This is a genomic window from Microbacterium sp. SS28 (assembly GCF_022761035.1).
Lineage (GTDB): Bacteria > Actinomycetota > Actinomycetes > Actinomycetales > Microbacteriaceae > Microbacterium.
The window spans coordinates 747,038-763,721 of sequence record NZ_JAKWJP010000001.1 but is presented as its reverse complement, the minus strand read 5'-3'; the positions used below and the strand labels follow the sequence as shown (position 1 = coordinate 763,721).

The window sequence follows — 16,684 nt, the reverse complement described above, 5'->3', positions numbered from 1 at the left end:
CGCCCGCCCCGGTAGCGTGGATGCCATGTCGCTCACACACGAACTCGGCACGCTCGCGCAGGAGATCGCCAAGGAGGCGGGAGAGCTCGCGCTGCGGCGCCGGGCGGAGGGCGTCGCCGTCGCGGGGACGAAGTCCGCACTTGCCGACATCGTGACGGAGGCCGACCAGGAGGTCGAGCAGCTCATCCGGGACAGGCTGGCCGCCGAGCGTCCCGACGACGGCTTCCTCGGCGAGGAGTCGGGCGCCGAGCGCGGCACGAGCGACATCACGTGGGTCGTGGACCCCATCGACGGCACGGTCAACTACGCCTACGGCATCCCGTCCTACGCCGTCAGCATCGCCGCCGTCGCGGGCGAACCGGACCCGCAGCGCTGGCAGGCACTCGCGGGCGCCGTGTTCAACCCGGCGTCGGGGGAGCTCTTCCACGCGACGCGCGACGGAGGCGCCTGGCTCCACGACGCGCGGCTCACGGTCAACGCCGAGCCCTCGGCCGCCGGTGCCCTCGTCGCGACCGGATTCGGCTACCGTCCCGAGACGCACGCGGGCGATCTCGCACGCCTGTCCCGCGTCATGCCGATCGCACGCGACATCCGCCGCATCGGCGCCGCATCGCTCGATCTCGCGTTCGTCGCCGCGGGCCGCCTCGACGCGTACTTCGAACGCGGACTCGCTCCGTGGGACCACGCGGCCGGCGGACTGCTCGTCACCGAAGCGGGCGGCCGGCTGGGGGGACTGCCCGCCGACCAGCACGGCCGAGTGCTGATCGTCGCCGCCGCACCGGGCCTTTTCGAGAAGATCCTCGCCCTTGCGACGGACTGAGATCCGGGATGCCGCGCCCCGCGCCGACGCCGGCGCCGGGCGCGAGGCCAGCTGATATATCGCTATGAGCGGCGTGCGCACATGGCATTCTCAGGCCCGCTCGGATAGCCTTTACCTATTCGTTACCATCGTCGCCCGAACGACGAGGTGATCACAGCCCGCCCATCCGCCCCGTTGTTCGACTGAGCGACTCTGAACCGAGAGCCTGCGTTTTGCCGTTTGACGCCCCGATGGCTGAGTCTGCGCCCACGCGCCGTGCCAGCCGCTCCGCCGCCGCGCCCGCAGTGAGCACGGAGGGCACGGCGAGCCGTCGCAGCTCGCGCGCACAGCGTCCCGCCGGGGCGCAGGAGACGATCTGGTCGGCACCTTCCGCCGCTGCACCGCAGGCCGTCGCGCCGGTGGCCATCGAGACCGATGCGGTCGTCCGGGCTGACGCGGTCGTCGCGCCCGTCATCGGGGTTCCCGCGGTCGTCGAGCCGGCACCGTCAGCCGCCCCGGTCGCGGCGACGACGCGCGCGAGCCGTCGCATCCGCACGGCGCAGACTCCGATCGCGGCAGAGTCCGCCGAGATCATCACCGACGCGCCTGCACCGGCGCCGGACGCCGCCGGTTCCGAGCAGAGCGAGCCCGCCGCTGACACCGACCTGCCGGCCGAGCCCCTGGTTCCCGCGGCCGCGATCGCGTGGGCGGCTGCCGCCGCCGCCGCCGTCGACCCGAAGCCCGTCGTTCCCGTCGAGCCGGTGCTCGCCGCGGCCGAGCCTTTCGTGCTGCTCGAGTCCACGGATGTCGTCGAAGAAGAGGTCACTGAGTTCGAGCCCACGGCCGAGCCGGAGCCCGTGGCATCCGACATCGACGAGTTCGAGTTCGCGGCGCGCGTCTTCTCCTTCACGGGCGAGACTCCGGTTCAGACGTCGCCCGCGTCCGATGCGGCGCAGGACGCGGCATCCGTCGACGACGTCGACTCCGCCGAAGCGCCGCACGTCGCGCCCACGCGCCGCCGGGCCCGCATGCTCGGACGCCAGATCACCACGGCGTCGTTCTCGATCGGCGTCATGGGCATCGTCGGACTCCTCGCGGTCGGCATGACGACGCCCGCCGAGGCCGTCGCGGCCGTCAACGGCACCGAGTCCACGTCTCTGCTCGCGACGGGCGACGTCGCGGCCGAGGTCGATCCCGAAGACATCCAGGCGTACGTCGCGCCCGTCGACATCGAGAACGCGGCCCTCGACCGCGACGAGAACTACGCGAGCGTCTCGCTCGGCGAGCTCGCCTCCGAACAGGGCATCTCCAACTACTCGAACTTCTTCGTCAACGACCCGAACGCGGCGATCCAGTGGCCGTTCGCGGTCGGCGTGCCGATCACGTTCGGGTTCGGCATGCGCTCCGGCCGGATGCACGAGGGCGCAGACTTCGTCCCCGGTCAGGGTGCCGACGTTCAGGCGATCGCCGACGGCACGGTGCGCATCGCGACCAACAGCGGTGGCGCGTACGGCGTGACGGTCGTCATCGACCACGTCATCGACGGTCAGCTCGTCTCGAGCCGTTACGCGCACATGCTCTACGGATCGCTCAAGGTCGCTGTCGGCCAGCAGGTCGGCGTCGGCACGATCCTCGGCAACACCGGCAACACGGGTCGCTCGTACGGGGCCCACACGCACTTCGAGATCCTCCAAGGTGGCACGACCGCCGTCGACCCGATCGCGTGGCTGCGCGAGTACACGGGTCGTGCGAGCCTCGAGCACTGGTGAGCCGCCGGGGCCAGGGCATGAGTCGCCTTCGATTCAGCAGGATGCCGCGGCTCTGATAAACTCTCCTAGTTGCCCGCGCGCGGGCAGCACGCCCCGATAGCTCAGTGGCAGAGCACTTCCATGGTAAGGAAGGGGTCGTCAGTTCAATCCTGACTCGGGGCTCGCAGCATTCGATCTACGACCGACGAATGCCGTGCGGCAGGGTAGCTCAGTTGGTGAGAGCGCACGACTCATAATCGTGAGGTCGCGGGTTCAAGCCCCGCTCCTGCTACGAACGAAGGGCGCCCTCTTGGGCGCCCTTCGTTCGTATCCGGAGGGTTGTCTTGAGCACGCTTCGGGCGGTCCCGCTCCGCCGGAGGCTCCGCGCGACGCGAAGCGGCGTGTGGAGGGGTGGAGTGGCCAAGCCCCGCTCCTGCTACAACATAATCTCGACTGACCAGGAGTTCTCGTCCCTCATGAAGGGACAGAGAATCGATGCGTCCATCGAATATCCATCGCTTTCGCGTTTGCGACGGCGTTTCCGCTTGCACGGCGGGATGGTGCTCGCCTGGTCTCGATCCATCTGGATCGCCATCGAGCACCTCGCTGTCATGAACAGCGAGCAGCCCTCCGGGCTGGGCCTGGAGCCGATGGTGAGTGGAGCACTGCATCACGGACCTCCGCGACAGGTATGCCCCCTGGAGGTCAGCCGATCATGAAGACCTGAGTCGACCCCTCGCGGAATCCGAGCCCGGCGTAGAACTCGAACGCAGGCATGTCACGGTCGGTGATCAGCGTGAGAGTCGCGACACCTTCCGCAGTCGCGCGATCGCGGACGCCGGCCATGAGCGCGCGGCCGATTCCCTGGCGCTGTGACGCGGGAAAGACGAAGAACTCATCGATGAACATCTCGGACTCGTCCTGCCACGTGCGGGCGTGAAAGTACGCGGCGCCGACCACGCCCTCCGACGCGACGGCGACCAGGGTGGTCGACCGCGGCGCCGCGCGGAACTCCCCGAGGTACCGTGTGGCGGACTCGAGAGTCCATGAGTCGTTCCAAGGCTCGCCGTTGTAGGTGGCGACGAAGCCTTCGATCAGAGAGACGTCATCCTCGGGTCTCCAGGGCCGCACCGTCAGGCTTGACGAGGTGTCCATGTAATTCCTGCTTCCGTTGCCCGGTGTGACGTCCTGATGGTCGTGCCCCGCGGATCGGTCGGGCGGCGGGGGAGGCGAATTTAGACCCGTCATCGAGAAAGCTACATGCTGTCGCCGCGCGCCGGCGGTACTGCGTGACGATATGGTGACGGCAACCGGTCCTGCCCGCCGGCTGACGAAGGGGGTTCCGGTGACGGGAGCGATCCCTCCCCGAGACGCAGCGCGATCCGCCGAGCGGGCGGAACGCGGCGCGCTGTGGATCAGCGTCTGGGCGACGGTCGTGATCGCGGTCGGCGCCCTCGTGCTCGGTGTCGTGACGGGGACGCGGATCATCGTGTTCGACGGGGCGTACATGACGATCGGGCTCGTGCTGTCCGTCGCATCGCTGCGCGCTGCGGCCATGGTGGGCGCCGGTCCGGACAGGCGGTACCCCTTCGGCAGGGACGCCCTCACACCGCTCGTGGTCACCGTCCAGGGGCTCGCCATCGCGGGCACCTTGATCTACGCCGTCGGAGACGCGATCGTCGTGATCCGTGCGGGCGGGTCTCCGGTCGACCCCATCGTGATCGCCGTGTACGGCGCCGCGACCGCCCTGGCGGGGTTCGCGGTGGCGATCGTCCTCAAACGCCGGGCGCCGGCATCTGACCTGGTGGCGGCCGAGTGCGCCCAATGGCGCGCGGGAGCGGTGCTGAGCGCCGTGATGCTCGCAGGAGCGGTGATCGCCGCAGCACTGGTCGGAGCCGGACTGCAATCCGTCGCCGACTATGTGGATCCGGTCCTGGTCCTCGTCGCGTGCGCCGTGCTCGCCTACATTCCTGTGCAGCTCATCGCGAGAGGCCTGAACGAACTGCTCGAAGGCGCGCCCTCCCGCGCCCTGACCGCGCGGATCCACGACGCCGTCGGGACTGTCCGCGCCGAGTTCGGGCTCGGCGATCCGCTGATCCGCGCCGGCAAGGTGGGACGCAAGCTCTACGTCGAGGTCGACTTCACCGTAGATGGCGCGGCGTGGGATGTCGCGGCCGAGGACGAGGTGCGGCGCGCGATCGAGAAAGCCCTCGGCGGCCTGGGGATGGATGTCTGGGCGTACGTGTCGCTTACGGCAGACCCGAGCCTGTACGAGTAGGGCCGCACACGGCGCGTTCGGTCAGCGTGCGTCGCGTTTGGCCTGCCGCCGCGCTCCCTGGGCTTGACTCGACGCATCGCGCTTCTTGCCGCCCGTGGTCTTCTGGTGTTCCGTCGTCCGCCCTGACGACACTCCGTCCGGGGTGGGGGCGGTGGACTCCGGGCCCGACCACTTTCCCGCCCGGGCGCGCTCGAGACGCTCGTCTCTGAGCGCCTCGGCCTCCTCGTGCGCGACACGCGCCAACTCGGCACTCACGATGGCGAGCGCCTCCTCGAACACGTATGCGCGAGCCCTCGCCTTGTCCGAACCTGTGGCGGCCGTGCCGCGCCCGCCGGCCACGGCGACCTTCTCCGCGGCGCCACGGCGGTAGTTGGTGGTGTGCTTGTTGCGCGCGCGACGCACCCGCTTGTGAAGGGAGAGGAGGCCGTCCTCATCCAGTCGTGAGATGCGATCCGGCTCCAGTTCGCGGATGAGGTCGAGCTCCTTGGCCTTGAGGACCCACAAGTACTGTTCCATGTGGTCATCCTGCACCATCCGCGGCAAGCGCCGTCCAGGACCGCGCAGAAATCGACCCCGGTCATCGGGCCCCGTGTGAGACATGGGTCTCATCCTGTGCAGCGGGGAGCCCATTCCGTGGCCGAATCGACCGCACGTGCATGTTGGCATCCGTCGGCGACGATGTGGCCATACTCTGACAGCATGCGCGGGAGCGAGCTGGGCGTCGATGACATCGAGACCGCCGTGGACACCGGGGCGGTGCCTCGCGGGGACCGCATCGATGAACTGCTGGACGCGGCCTATCAGCGGGCGCTGGAGCACGCCGAAGGCGCAGTCGCGGATTACATCCCGATCCTCGCGGACGCTGACCCGGAGGGTTTCGGGATCTGCGTCGCGGATGTCGACGGCGGGATCCATGAGGTCGGCGACACCCGGTACGCGTTCTCGATCCAGTCCATCTCGAAAGCGTTCGTCTACGCGCTGCTGTGCGACGCGGTCGGCCATGAGGCCGTCTTCGAGATGGTGGGCGTGAACAACACCGGTCTCGCGTTCAACTCGGTGGTCGCGATCGAGCTGAACGACGGGCATCCCATGAACCCCATGGTCAACGCGGGCGCGTTGGCCACCACCGCGCTCATGCCCGGAGGCACCGCTGAGGAGAAATGGGATGCCGTCCGCACCGGCCTTTCGCGATTCGCGGGCCGTGAGCTTCACGTGGACGAGGAGGTCTACCGGTCCGAGGCCGCGACGAATCATCGAAATCGAGCGATCGCGCAGCTGCTGGAGAGCTACGGCCGCATCCAGGCCGACCCGATGGATGTCGTCGATGTGTACACCCGGCAGTGCGCGCTGCTCGTCGATGCGCACGACCTGGCGATCATGGCCGCCACGCTGGCGGACGGCGGCGTGAACCCGGTCACCGGAGACCAGGTGGTCTCGGCGGACGTCTGCCGAGACACGCTGGCCGTGCTGGCCGCGAGCGGCCTGTACGAGCGCTCGGGGGAGTGGCTGTTCGAGATCGGCCTGCCGGGCAAGTCCGGCGTAGCGGGCGGACTCGTCACCGTCGCCCCGGGGAAGGTCGGGATCGGGACCTACGCTCCTCGACTCGACTCCGCGGGCAACAGCGTCCGAGGGCAGGTCGCGACCGCCTATCTCTCCCGCGCGCTCGGGCTGAACATCTTCGCATCCGAGTCGCACTTCTCCGGAAGGACCCCCGAATGACCGCTCCCACGACCGAGGCCACCGGCGTCCGACGCGCTTCCTGGGTGCCGATGATCGGCCTGTTCCTCGCGCAGATCCTCATGTCGTACAACGTCTCGGCTCTGCCGGTGTCGCTGGGTGGCATGGTGGACACGTTCGGCGTGCCTCCCACCGATGTGAGCACCGCGATCGTCACGTATGGACTTGTCGTCGCGGCGCTGGTGATGGTCGGCGCCAAGATCGGGCAGCGTGTCGGCTGGGTACTGATGTTCCGGATCGTGATCGCCCTGTTCGCGGTGTCGGCGGTGCTGATGATCACCGCCCCCACCGTCGCGATCGTGATCCTCGCGCAGGCGCTGGCCGGGGCATCCGCCGCCATCATCGTCCCCTCACTGGTCGCCCTCATCGCCGAGAACTACCACGGCGCACAGCAGGAGACCGCGATCGGATCGCTCGGATCGGCGCGCGCGCTCGCGGGTGTCAGCGCGTTCCTGATCGGCGGCACTCTGGCGACCCTCGTGGGATGGCGGCAGGTGTTCGTCGTCGTGCTGATTCTCGCCGTCGCCGTGTTCGTGCTCAGCTTCCGTCTGCACGGCGAACCCGGCAACCCCGGGATCAAGATCGACCTCGTCGCCGCAGCGCTGATCGGCCTCGGCATCGTGGCGCTCACGCTCGGCGTGAACAACCTCAACCGCTGGGGCCTCGTGATGGCGCGACCCGATGCGCCCTTCGACATCCTCGGACTCTCGCCTGCACCACTGCTGATCCTGATCGGCCTCGTGCTGGTGCAGCTGTTCTTCCTCTGGACCCGCCGGCGGACCAAGGCCGGCAAGGTGCCGCTGGTCAGCCTGTCGGTGTTCGGATCATCCCGGGAGCGAGCCGCGGTCTACGCGATGTTCGTCGTCGTGGGGATGGAAGCGGCACTCAACTTCACGATCCCGCTCTACATCCAGATCGTCCAGGGGCGCACACCGTTCGACACCTCGCTGGCCATGCTCCCGTTCAATCTCACCGTGTTCTTCACCGCGATGCTGGTCGTCCGCTTCTACCGCCGCTTCCCACCCCGCACGATCGGGATGTTCTCCTTCGGGCTGACCACCATCGCGCTGATGTGGCTGGCGTTCGTCGTGACGAACAACTGGGAAACGCTGCCCACGATCCTGGGACTGTTCATCTTCGGTGTCGGTCAAGGAGCGCTCGTGACCCTGGTCTTCAACGTGCTCGTCACCGCGTCACCGAAAGAGCTCGCCGGAGACGTCGGCTCCGTCCGGGGCACGACGCAGAACCTCGCCTCGGCCGTCGGCACCGCCGTGGCCGGCGCACTCCTGGTCGGCATCCTCAGCGTCAACGTCATCTCCTCCCTCGCCGAGCACCCGGAGCTCTCGCCCGAGCTCGTCTCGCAGATCGATCTCGACCGCGTCAACTTCGTCAGCAACGACCAGCTGAAGAGCGTGCTCGAGCAGACGGATGCTTCGCCGGCTCAGGTGGACGCAGCCGTCGCGCTCAACGAGGAAGCCCGCCTGAACGCCCTCAAGCTGGGGCTGCTGATCCTCTCCGGCGTGAGCGCGCTCGCGATCGTGCCCGCCAGCAGGCTTCCCCGCTACGTGCCCGGCGAGATTCCCGTTTCCGTAGCCACCGGCCGCGAAGCGACCACGTGAGGCGCATGGGCGATCGCGGAGACGCAAGCTGCTTCACGAGCCCGACTGCCTGGGCGAGTCGACCACGTCACTGTGGCTCGACCCGGACCAGTACGGCGAAGCACTCCGGCCGCGGGCGGTGAGGTCGCAGCGGATGGCCTTCCACCTCTTGCGCGGAACGTCATCGGGATCGCCTCTGGATCGCTGCCGCCGCCGAGAAACCGCTAGGAGAACACCGGAGTGAGGAACCGACGCTCGTAGCGACGGATGCAACCGGTCATGCGCGCGAGCTCGAACGCCTTCTGACACTCCGGATCCGTCTTCGAGGCGTTCCGGTACACCTCGTACTCGGCCAGCGACGGAAAGGTGAACATCGCGAAGGCCTCGTCGCTGTCGCCCTCGCTGGGCATGAAGTAGCCGTGGTGAGTGCCACCGAGCCTGTTGACGAGTCGGATCCACTCGCGGCCGTACTCGGTGAAGTCGTCGAGCTTGTCGGGATCGATCTCGTAGCGAAGATGAACGGTGATCATGGGAGTTCCTTTGCGATCGGGCGTATCGAGGAGTCTCGTCGACGAGACGGCGGGGCGACGACGATCAAGCCGGCGCTCGCGAAAGGTGGCCGAGAAAGCGTGGCAACGTGGCAGTCTGCCGCGTGCGGAGCGGTCACGGCCGGCCTCGATCCTCGACCGGGCCATTGCTCTAGTCCTCGTCGGGAAACCTCCCCCGGACGGTTCCGTCGATGACGTCTGCGAGGGCGCGGATCACCGGCCAGGCGCCCTCGGAGCTGTTGCCGAGTACGGTCACCGTGGTCCGTGTCTCGGGGACGTGCGTCGACCGGAACGATGCGCCCGCATCGTAGCCCTCCAGGATCAGCGAAGAATTGCGCCGGCCCAACCACAAGCCCATCCCGTACCGCATGTGCTCGGACGGCACATCGAAGCGGGGACGGATCATTTCGGCCAGGGTGTCCGGCGACACGATCCGGCCGTCGAGCAGCGCGTTCCAGAAGCGGTGCAGGTCCTCGGCGGTGAAGTACATTCCGCCGTCCCCGTTGCCGCGCACCGGGAGGTGCAGCACATTGGTGCGATCGCCGACCTCGTCCAAGTAGCCCAGCGCGGCATCGGCCGGGAGGTCATCGGAGCGCAGGAACGCGGAGCCTGTGAGCCCCGCCCGGTCGCAGACTTCGGTCTGGACGAGCTCGTGAAAACCGCGACCGCCGCCTCTTCGCTCGGCGATGAGCGCGAGCACCACGTACCCGCCGTTGCAGTAGGAGAAGCGCTCGCCGGGCGGGAACTTCTGCGGGAACCCGTCGAGGGCGGGAAGGAACGCCTCGGTCTCGGCGAGCTCATGGAGCGGCAGCGAGAAGACGTAGTCCTCGATGTCCCCGTCCCCGTCCTCGTCGAGGTAGTCGCCGATGCCGGAGGTGTGCGTGAGCAGGTGCTCGATCGTGACGGCGTCGTCGATGAGGGGGAGGTCGTCGCCGAGGAGCGGACGCACCAGGTCGGTGAGTCGGAGCTCGCCCGTCTCGACGAGCCGCATGATCACGAGCGCGGTGAGGCCCTTGTTGCCGCTTCCGGCCGCGATGCGGGTGCTCGGGGTGTTCACAACGCCGAGGGCGCGGTTGGCGAACCCCTCGCAGCGCTCGAGCTCCCGCTCGTCGCCGATATCGATCGTGAGCACGCCGGTGAACGACTGCGCTTCGATGGCGGCGTCAAGCGCCTCGGGGGTGATGCGGATGTTCATGGGCGCGCCTCCACACGATGGAATGCAAGCACGTCCGCCGGGCCTCGTCTGGAGCCGCGGATGCCGCCTCCCCGCTGAGGATCACGGTACTGAGTGGACCTGACTCCTGCCATACCCGCCCGGAGACTGCCCTGTGAGCCCGCGCCCTCTCGCTCGGCAGCGCGTCAGTACGACGCGCGCTCGACCGACTCCGCGGGCGGGATGAATCGACCAGCCAGCGCCTCTGAGCCCCGTGCGAGCAGCGACACGTCGGCTCCCACGAGCACGAAGCTCGCACCCGCGGCGAGGTGGGCGTCGGCGACGGCAGGGTCGAAGGCGTTGACGCCGACGGGCTTGCCGGCGGCGCGGACGGCGTCGAAGGTGCGGTGGACGGCGGCGACGACATCCGGATGCGTCTGCTCACCGAGCACCCCCATCGACGCGGCGAGGTCGCTGGGGCCGACGAACACGCCGTCGACGCCGTCGACCGCGGTGATCTCGGCGGCGGCGTCGACTCCCGCGGCCGTCTCGATCTGCACGAACAGCGAGACGTGGGCGTCGGCGTTCGCGAGGTAGTCGTCGACGCGGTTCCAGCGGCCGCTGCGGGCGAGCGCCGACCCGACGCCGCGGGTGCCGCGCGGGGGATATCGCACGGCCCGCACGACCGCTTCGGCCTCGGCGGCAGACGAGATCATCGGCACGAGAAGATTCTGTGCGCCGAGGTCGAGCACCTGCTTGATCGTCACGACGTCGCCGATCGGCACCCGCACGACGGGGGTGACGGGGTAGGCCGACACGGCGTGCAGCTGCGCGACGACGGACTCGAGGCCGTTGGGCGCGTGCTCCATGTCGATGAGGATCCAGTCGAGCCCCGACCCCGCGCAGATCTCGGCGACGAGCGGGCTGCCGGTGCACACCCACATGCCGGCGAGGGGACGGTCGCTCGTCGCGAGGGCGTCGCGGAAGGTCGGGTTCAGACGAAGCGGCATGTGATGACTCCCATCGGTCCGTAGTCGCAGTGCACCGTGTCGCCGCGGTTCACCCACAGGGGGCGTGTGAACGATCCGGCGAGGATGATCTCGCCCGCCTCGAGCCTGGCACCGTGCTGGTGGAACTTGTCGGCGAGCCACGCGACACCCGTCGCGGGATGGCCGAGAACTCCTGCGGCGACACCGGTCTCCTCGATCTCGCCGTTGCGGCTCAGAACGCCGGGCACCCAGCGCAGGTCGATCTCTTCGGGGCGCTTGTGCGTCTCGCCCAGCACCATCCCGCCGTATGCCGCGTTGTCGGCGATCGTGTCGACGATCGTGCGGCCCTCGAGCTCGATGTGCGAGTTGAGGATCTCGAGGGCGGGGACGGCGTAGTCGATCGCGGCCAGGGCGTCCTCGAGCGTGCAGTCCGGGCCCTCGAGCGGCGACTTGAGGACGAACGCGAGCTCGACCTCGATGCGCACGTTGGAGAAGAGATCGACGGGGATCTCGGCACCCGAGGCGTACACGGTGTCGTCGAACATGACGCCGTAGTCGGGTTCGCTGATGCCGGTCGCCTGCTGCATGGCCTTGCTCGTGAGGCCGATCTTCCGCCCCACGAGCGTGCGGCCGGCGGCGAGATTCTGGTCTCGCCATACGCCCTGGATCGCGTACGAGTCCTCGACCGTCGCATCGGGGTAGCGCGCCGTGATGCGCGGGATCACGGCGTGCGCGCGGTCGGCCTCGGCGAGCTCCGCCGCGATCTTCGCGATGTCGTCGGGGTGCAGCATCCGTCTCTCCTTCGGGGTGAGGCGATCTCTAGAGCTGGTGGCCGAGCTTGTACTCGCCCTGCTTCCAGCTGGGCAGCTCGTCGGGGGTGTCGGCGGGGCGGGTGTACGAGAAGCCGTCGGCGCCGATCGTGACCGCCATCTCGGACGAGTCGGTGCGGGCGACGACGGGCTGCGGGTTGCCGTCGAGGTCGAGGACGAGCGATGCCTCGGTGTACCACGACGGGACGACAGGGTTGCCCCACCAGTCGCGGCGCTGATTGTCGTGGACGTCCCACGTGACGACGGGGTTGTCGGGGTCGCCCGTGTAGTAGTCCTGCGTGTAGATCTCGACGCGGTGCCCGTCGGGGTCGCGCAGGTAGAGGTAGAACGCGTTCGAGACTCCGTGCCGGCCGGGGCCGCGCTCGATCGCGTCGGAGCGGCGGAGCGCGCCGAGCTTGTCGCAGATCGCGAGGATGTTGTGCTTCTCGTGCGTCGCGAAGGCGACGTGGTGCATGCGGGGGCCGTCGCCGCCCGTCATGGCGGTGTCGTGCACGGTGGGCTTGCGGCGCATCCACGCGGCGTAGACCGTGCCTTCGTCGTCCTGGATGTCCTCCGTCACGCGGAAGCCCAGCGACTGCATGAAGTTGACGGCGCGCGGCACGTCGGGGGTGACCTGGTTGAAGTGGTCGAGCCGCACGAGTTCGCCGGGCGTGTGCAGGTCGTAGCGCCACGACAGGCGCTCGACGTGCTCGGTCTGGTGGAAGAACTCGTACGGGAACCCGAGCGGATCGGTCACCCGCACCGAATCGCCGATGCCCTTCACGTAGCCCTCGGGGCGGCGCTCGACGCGACATCCGAGTTCCTCGTAGAACGCGACAGCCTTGCCCAGGTCCTCCGGCGTGCGCACGCGGTACGAGAAGGCGGCGACCGCCGCGACGGGGCCCTGCCGCAGCACGAGGTTGTGGTGGATGAACTCCTCCGTCGAGCGCAGGTAGATGGCCTCGCCGTCCTCCTCGGTGACGTACAGACCCAGCACGTCGACGTAGAAGACGCGGGATGCCGCGAGGTCGGTGACCACGAGCTCCATGTACGCGCACCGCAGGATGTCGGGCGGCGACGCCTCCGGAGCGGGGACGGGGTTGTCGGAGTGGATCGGCGCCTCTTGCGAGACGTAGAAGCCGGAGGAGGTGAGGGTCTTGTCGTGGGTCATGTCGCGTCCTTGCGTGGAGGTCGGTCCGCCGCGAATCTTCACGTCTGTCGCGGACAGGGGCCGAGTCGGTGACAGAGGTGAAGTCTCGCGGGGTGGTGAAGTCGGCGCGTCCGGCTCAGTGCCCGGACCCGCCGCCCTTGCCGAAGGTGGGGTTGTGGACCTCGCCGAGCGTGATGTGCACGGCCTGCTGGTCGGTGTAGAAGTCGATCGATCGGTAGCCGCCCTCGTGCCCGAGGCCCGATGCCTTGACGCCGCCGAACGGAGTGCGCAGGTCACGGACGTTGTTCGAGTTGAGCCACACCATCCCGGCCTCGACGGCCTGCGAGAAGTTGTGGGCCCGCTTCAGGTCGTTCGTCCAGATGTAGGCCGCGAGGCCGTACTTCGTGTCGTTCGCGAGGGCGAGCGCTTCTTCGTCGGTGTCGAACGGGGTGATCGCGACGACGGGGCCGAAGATCTCCTCCTGGAAGATCCGGGCGGTCGGCGGCACGTCGGCGAACACGGTCGGCTCGACGAAGTTGCCCGTCTCGAACCCCTCTGGTCGGCCGCCGCCCGCGACGAGGCGGCCCTCGGTCCTGCCGAGCTCGACGTAGCTCATGACCTTCGCGAAGTGCTCGGGGTGCACGAGCGCCCCGACTTCGGTCGCGGGATCGTGAGGGAATCCCACCTTCACGCGGGAGGCCTGCGCGGCGTAGCGCGCCACGAACTCGTCGTACACGGGGCGCTCGACGAGGATCCGCGATCCCGCGGTGCAGCGCTCGCCGTTGAGCGAGAACACGCCGAAGATCGTCGCGTCGACGGCGGCGCCCAGATCCGCGTCGGCGAAGACGACGGCGGGGGACTTGCCGCCGAGCTCCATCGAGAGCCCCTTCAGGAACGGCGCGGCGTTGGCGAAGATCAGCTGCCCCGTCGAGCTCTCGCCCGTGAAGGAGATGAGGGGGACGTCGGGATGCTTCACCAGCGCGTCGCCGGCATCCTCACCGAGCCCGTTGACGAGGTTGAAGACGCCCTTCGGCAGTCCCGCGGCCTCGAAGATCTCGGCCCACAGCGACGCCGACAGGGGAGTGAACTCGGCGGGCTTGAGTACGACGGTGTTGCCCGTCGCGAGGGCCGGGGCGAGCTTCCACGATTCGAGCATGAAAGGCGTGTTCCACGGCGTGATGAGCCCTGCGACGCCGATCGGCTTGCGGTTGACGTAGTTGATCTGCCGTCCGGGGACCTTATAGGTGTCGTCGGACTGCGCCACGATCAGGTCGGCGAAGAACCGGAAGTTCTCGGCCGCGCGCCGCGCCTGTCCGAGCGCCTGCGTGATCGGCAGCCCCGAGTCGAACGACTCCAGCTCGGCGAGCCGGGCATCCCAGGACTCCACGATGTCGGCGATGCTGTGCAGGACCCGGGATCGCTCGCGGGGCAGCATCCGGGGCCAGGGGCCCTCGGCGAACGCGCGCCGCGCCGCCGCGACCGCGAGGTCGACGTCGGCCTTCTTGCCGGCCGCGGCCTGCAGGTAGACCTCGTTCGAGACCGGGTCGAGCACGTCGAACGTGTCGCCGTCGACGGAGTCCACGCGCTGTCCGTCGATGTAGTGCTGGATGCGCGACGGCAGGCCCTCGGGCAGGTGCCGCTGGGCCGCGATGGTGGCGGTGTCAGACATGGGGTTTCCTCCGTGGGATCTTCGGGAAGGCGTCAGGGAGCGTCGGGATGACGCGTCTCGAGGAACGCGTTCATGGTGCGCCAGCGGTGGTCGCGGGCCGCGAGCTCGATCTCGAGCGGGTCGGCGCCGGATCGGATGAGGTCGAGGATCTCGGCGTGCTCCTCGACGGAGTGCTGCGCTCGCCCGGGGACGAACGCGAAGGTCGAGTCGCGCAGGCCCGACAGGCGGGACCAGCCGCGCTCGACGAGCTCGAGGATGTGCGGGTTCGGGCAGGGCTCGTACAGCACCGAGTGGAACTGCTTGTTGAGCTGTGTGAACCCGCGCGGATCGAGGTGGTCGAGCTGAGCGTGCATGCGGTCGTTGATCGCCGCCGCGCGATCCAGATCCGCGGAGGTGAGGAGCGGCGCCGAGAGGGCGGTCGCGCACCCTTCGACCAGGCCGAGGGTCTGCATCGTGTGGACGTACTCCGACTCGTCGACGAGCGTCACGCGCGCACCGACGTTGCGCTCGAAGGTCACGAGCCCTTCCGCCTCGAGCTGCCGCACGGCCTCGCGCACGGGCACGACGCTCATGTCGAGCTCGCCCGCGATCGTTCCGAGCACGAGCCGGTACCCCGGCGTGTACTCGTGGCGCGCGATGCGCTCCTTGATCCACTGGTATGCGCGCTGCGACTTGCTGAGCGTGTCAGGTTCCTGCGTCTGCCGAACCGTCACCGCCGGGCCTCCTCGTACTTCGCGCGCCACTCGGCGTTCATGGGGAAGAGCCCATCGACGGGATGCCCCTCCGCGACCCGCGCCGCGATCCAGGCGTCCTCGTCCTCCTGCGCGAGTGCTGCGTCGGCGACCTCCTCCGCGAAGCCGGGCGGAATGACGACGACGCCGTCGCCGTCTCCGACGATGATGTCGCCCGGCTGCACGGTCGTGCCGCCGCATCCGATCGTCACGTCGAGGTCCCACGGGACGTGCTTGCGCCCGAGGACGGCGGGGTGCGCACCGCCTGCGAAGACAGGGATGCCGACGGATGCCACGGCCGCGGCATCCCGGACCCCTCCGTCCGTCACGATGCCGGCCGCGCGACGCGCGTGGGCGCGGATCGCGAGGACATCGCCGAGCGTTCCCGACCCGGCCTCGCCGCGGGCCTCGATCACGATGACCTCGCCCTCGCCGACCGCGTCGAACGCGCGCTTCTGCGCGTTGTAGCCGCCGCCGTGCGAGGCGAAGAGGTCTTCGCGGTTGGGTACGAAGCGGAGCGTCTTGGCGGTGCCGACGATCTTCGACCCGTGGGTCAGCGCCCGGACGCCGTCGATCGTGACGTTGTTCAGGCCGCGCTTGCGCAGCTGCTGCGACAGCCCCGCGACGGGGGTGCGCTCGAGCTTCGCGCGGAGAGCGGGATCGAGCCCCGCGGGCTGCGGGGGAACGGCCGCCTGCGATCCCCACGCCTCGGCGCGCTGCACGTCGTCTACGGCGGGCAGCGACCCCAGTGACGCGTCGAAGGCGGCATCCGGGCCTTCGACGACCGTCGTGACGAGCCGGCCCGAGGCCGGCCCTCCCGGGACGTCGACCTCGACCTCGACGACATCCCCCGGGCCCACGACCGACGACCCGGCCGGAGTTCCGGTCAGGATGACGTCGCCGGGCTCGAGCGTGAAGTGCTGCGACAGGTCGGCGACGAACTGCGCGAGCGGGAAGATGAGCCCGCCCGTCGTGTCGTCCTGCACGAGCGCACCGTTCACCCACGTGCGCAGGCGCAGCGCGGTCGGGTCGATCGCCTGCGCCTCGAGGAGCGTCGGACCGATCGGCGTGAAGCCGTCGCCGCCCTTCGATCGCACGTTCGAGCCCTTGTCGTTCGCGCGCAGGTCGTAGAGGCCGAAGTCGTTCGCGGCGGTCACCCATGCGACGTGCGACCACGCGTCGGCGAGGGCCACGCGCCGCGCAGGTGTCCCGATGACGAGCGCGATCTCGCCCTCGAACGCGAGCAGCTCGGTGCCGGCGGGGCGCTCGATCGAGGCGCCGGATGCCGCGACGGAGCTCGACGGCTTGAAGAAGTACGACGGATCGGCGGGGCGGCGACCGCGCTGGTCGGCGCGCGAGGCGTAGCTCAGATGCACCGCCACGATCTTGCCGGGGCGGCCGGGGAGGCCCGAGAATCGGGGGTCCGGGGCGTCCGTTTCAGTGCTCATGAGCTCCCTCGCTCTTGCGTCGTATGT

Annotated in this window: 15 protein-coding genes and 2 tRNA genes; 7 read left to right on the top strand and 10 right to left on the bottom strand. The window is 69.1% G+C overall.

From position 1 onward, the window contains the following. Positions 1–25 precede the first annotated feature (25 nt). The 4 genes from MJ607_RS03585 (at position 26) to MJ607_RS03570 (ending at position 2,839) form a co-directional block, all read left to right on the top strand. The gene (locus MJ607_RS03585; protein WP_243074159.1) at positions 26–820 is read left to right on the top strand and encodes an inositol monophosphatase family protein; all 795 of its coding nucleotides are present in this window, start codon (positions 26–28) and stop codon (positions 818–820) included. Positions 821–1,050: 230 nt separating this feature from the next. Beyond that, positions 1,051–2,568 carry a M23 family metallopeptidase gene (locus tag MJ607_RS03580; RefSeq protein WP_243074158.1) on the top strand — a complete coding sequence of 506 codons (1,518 nt, stop codon included), beginning with the start codon at positions 1,051–1,053 and terminating at the stop codon, positions 2,566–2,568. Between the two features lie 90 nt (positions 2,569–2,658). Continuing rightward, a tRNA-Thr gene (locus MJ607_RS03575) sits at positions 2,659–2,730 on the top strand. Positions 2,731–2,765: 35 nt separating this feature from the next. Further along, positions 2,766–2,839 (top strand) — tRNA-Met (locus tag MJ607_RS03570). A gap of 413 nt (positions 2,840–3,252) precedes the next feature. On the opposite strand, the gene MJ607_RS03565 is transcribed toward MJ607_RS03570, so the two are convergent. Next, on the bottom strand, positions 3,253–3,702 hold the full coding sequence (locus MJ607_RS03565) for a GNAT family N-acetyltransferase (protein ID WP_243074157.1): 450 nt from the start codon (positions 3,700–3,702) through the stop codon (positions 3,253–3,255). Between the two features lie 190 nt (positions 3,703–3,892). Here MJ607_RS03565 and MJ607_RS03560 point away from each other — a divergent pair, with 190 nt between their 5' ends. Then, on the top strand, positions 3,893–4,825 hold the full coding sequence (locus tag MJ607_RS03560; protein WP_243074156.1) for a cation diffusion facilitator family transporter: 933 nt from the start codon (positions 3,893–3,895) through the stop codon (positions 4,823–4,825). A 21-nt stretch (positions 4,826–4,846) separates the two neighbouring features. Here MJ607_RS03560 and MJ607_RS03555 read toward each other — a convergent pair whose 3' ends face one another. Then, entirely contained in the window at positions 4,847–5,341 is a 495-nt protein-coding gene (locus tag MJ607_RS03555; protein WP_243074155.1) for a hypothetical protein, read from the bottom strand. A 183-nt stretch (positions 5,342–5,524) separates the two neighbouring features. On the opposite strand from MJ607_RS03555, the gene glsA reads away from it, so the two are divergent. Next, positions 5,525–6,544, top strand: a complete 1,020-nt coding sequence (gene glsA / locus MJ607_RS03550) for a glutaminase A (protein ID WP_243074519.1) — start codon at positions 5,525–5,527, stop codon at positions 6,542–6,544. Continuing rightward, complete coding sequence (locus MJ607_RS03545) at positions 6,541–8,181, top strand: MFS transporter (RefSeq protein ID WP_243074154.1); 1,641 nt, start codon at positions 6,541–6,543, stop codon at positions 8,179–8,181. Before glsA ends, MJ607_RS03545 begins: the two co-directional genes overlap by 4 nt. Positions 8,182–8,384: 203 nt before the next feature. On the opposite strand, the gene MJ607_RS03540 is transcribed toward MJ607_RS03545, so the two are convergent. The 8 genes from MJ607_RS03540 to MJ607_RS03505 all read right to left on the bottom strand — a co-directional run bounded on the left by MJ607_RS03540 (position 8,385) and on the right by MJ607_RS03505 (position 16,657). Further along, on the bottom strand, positions 8,385–8,690 hold the full coding sequence (locus MJ607_RS03540) for an NIPSNAP family protein (protein ID WP_243074153.1): 306 nt from the start codon (positions 8,688–8,690) through the stop codon (positions 8,385–8,387). 169 nt (positions 8,691–8,859) lie between these two features. Next, positions 8,860–9,903, bottom strand: a complete 1,044-nt coding sequence (locus MJ607_RS03535; protein ID WP_243074152.1) for a serine hydrolase — start codon at positions 9,901–9,903, stop codon at positions 8,860–8,862. A 164-nt stretch (positions 9,904–10,067) separates the two neighbouring features. Then, entirely contained in the window at positions 10,068–10,871 is an 804-nt protein-coding gene (locus MJ607_RS03530) for an HpcH/HpaI aldolase/citrate lyase family protein (RefSeq protein ID WP_243074151.1), read from the bottom strand. After that, on the bottom strand, positions 10,856–11,641 hold the full coding sequence (locus MJ607_RS03525) for a 2-keto-4-pentenoate hydratase (RefSeq protein ID WP_243074150.1): 786 nt from the start codon (positions 11,639–11,641) through the stop codon (positions 10,856–10,858). The genes MJ607_RS03530 and MJ607_RS03525 overlap by 16 nt, the downstream gene beginning before the upstream one ends. A 28-nt stretch (positions 11,642–11,669) precedes the next feature. Continuing rightward, positions 11,670–12,830 (bottom strand): 3,4-dihydroxyphenylacetate 2,3-dioxygenase, encoded by a 1,161-nt coding sequence (hpaD, locus tag MJ607_RS03520; protein ID WP_243074149.1) that lies wholly within the window; start codon positions 12,828–12,830, stop codon positions 11,670–11,672. A 115-nt stretch (positions 12,831–12,945) separates the two neighbouring features. Beyond that, positions 12,946–14,478: a 5-carboxymethyl-2-hydroxymuconate semialdehyde dehydrogenase gene (gene hpaE, locus MJ607_RS03515; RefSeq protein WP_243074148.1), complete on the bottom strand. Its 1,533-nt coding sequence runs from the start codon at positions 14,476–14,478 to the stop codon at positions 12,946–12,948. Positions 14,479–14,510: 32 nt separating this feature from the next. Beyond that, positions 14,511–15,191, bottom strand: a complete 681-nt coding sequence (locus MJ607_RS03510; protein ID WP_243074147.1) for a GntR family transcriptional regulator — start codon at positions 15,189–15,191, stop codon at positions 14,511–14,513. After that, the gene (locus MJ607_RS03505; protein ID WP_243074146.1) at positions 15,188–16,657 is read right to left on the bottom strand and encodes a fumarylacetoacetate hydrolase family protein; all 1,470 of its coding nucleotides are present in this window, start codon (positions 16,655–16,657) and stop codon (positions 15,188–15,190) included. Before MJ607_RS03505 ends, MJ607_RS03510 begins: the two co-directional genes overlap by 4 nt. Positions 16,658–16,684 lie beyond the last annotated feature (27 nt).

What these genes read in the sequence shown, in the direction of transcription:
- MJ607_RS03585 (WP_243074159.1), top strand. Translation starts at nt 26, where the DNA reads ATGTCGCTCACACACGAACTCGGCACGCTCGCGCAGGAGATCGCCAAG.
- MJ607_RS03565 (WP_243074157.1), bottom strand. Translation starts at nt 3,702, where the DNA reads ATGGACACCTCGTCAAGCCTGACGGTGCGGCCCTGGAGACCCGAGGAT.
- MJ607_RS03535 (WP_243074152.1), bottom strand. Translation starts at nt 9,903, where the DNA reads ATGAACATCCGCATCACCCCCGAGGCGCTTGACGCCGCCATCGAAGCG.
- hpaE (WP_243074148.1), bottom strand. Translation starts at nt 14,478, where the DNA reads ATGTCTGACACCGCCACCATCGCGGCCCAGCGGCACCTGCCCGAGGGC.
- MJ607_RS03580 (WP_243074158.1), top strand. Translation starts at nt 1,051, where the DNA reads ATGGCTGAGTCTGCGCCCACGCGCCGTGCCAGCCGCTCCGCCGCCGCG.
- MJ607_RS03525 (WP_243074150.1), bottom strand. Translation starts at nt 11,641, where the DNA reads ATGCTGCACCCCGACGACATCGCGAAGATCGCGGCGGAGCTCGCCGAG.
- hpaD (WP_243074149.1), bottom strand. Translation starts at nt 12,830, where the DNA reads ATGACCCACGACAAGACCCTCACCTCCTCCGGCTTCTACGTCTCGCAA.
- MJ607_RS03530 (WP_243074151.1), bottom strand. Translation starts at nt 10,871, where the DNA reads ATGCCGCTTCGTCTGAACCCGACCTTCCGCGACGCCCTCGCGACGAGC.
- MJ607_RS03545 (WP_243074154.1), top strand. Translation starts at nt 6,541, where the DNA reads ATGACCGCTCCCACGACCGAGGCCACCGGCGTCCGACGCGCTTCCTGG.
- MJ607_RS03505 (WP_243074146.1), bottom strand. Translation starts at nt 16,657, where the DNA reads ATGAGCACTGAAACGGACGCCCCGGACCCCCGATTCTCGGGCCTCCCC.
- glsA (WP_243074519.1), top strand. Translation starts at nt 5,525, where the DNA reads ATGCGCGGGAGCGAGCTGGGCGTCGATGACATCGAGACCGCCGTGGAC.
- MJ607_RS03540 (WP_243074153.1), bottom strand. Translation starts at nt 8,690, where the DNA reads ATGATCACCGTTCATCTTCGCTACGAGATCGATCCCGACAAGCTCGAC.
- MJ607_RS03555 (WP_243074155.1), bottom strand. Translation starts at nt 5,341, where the DNA reads ATGGAACAGTACTTGTGGGTCCTCAAGGCCAAGGAGCTCGACCTCATC.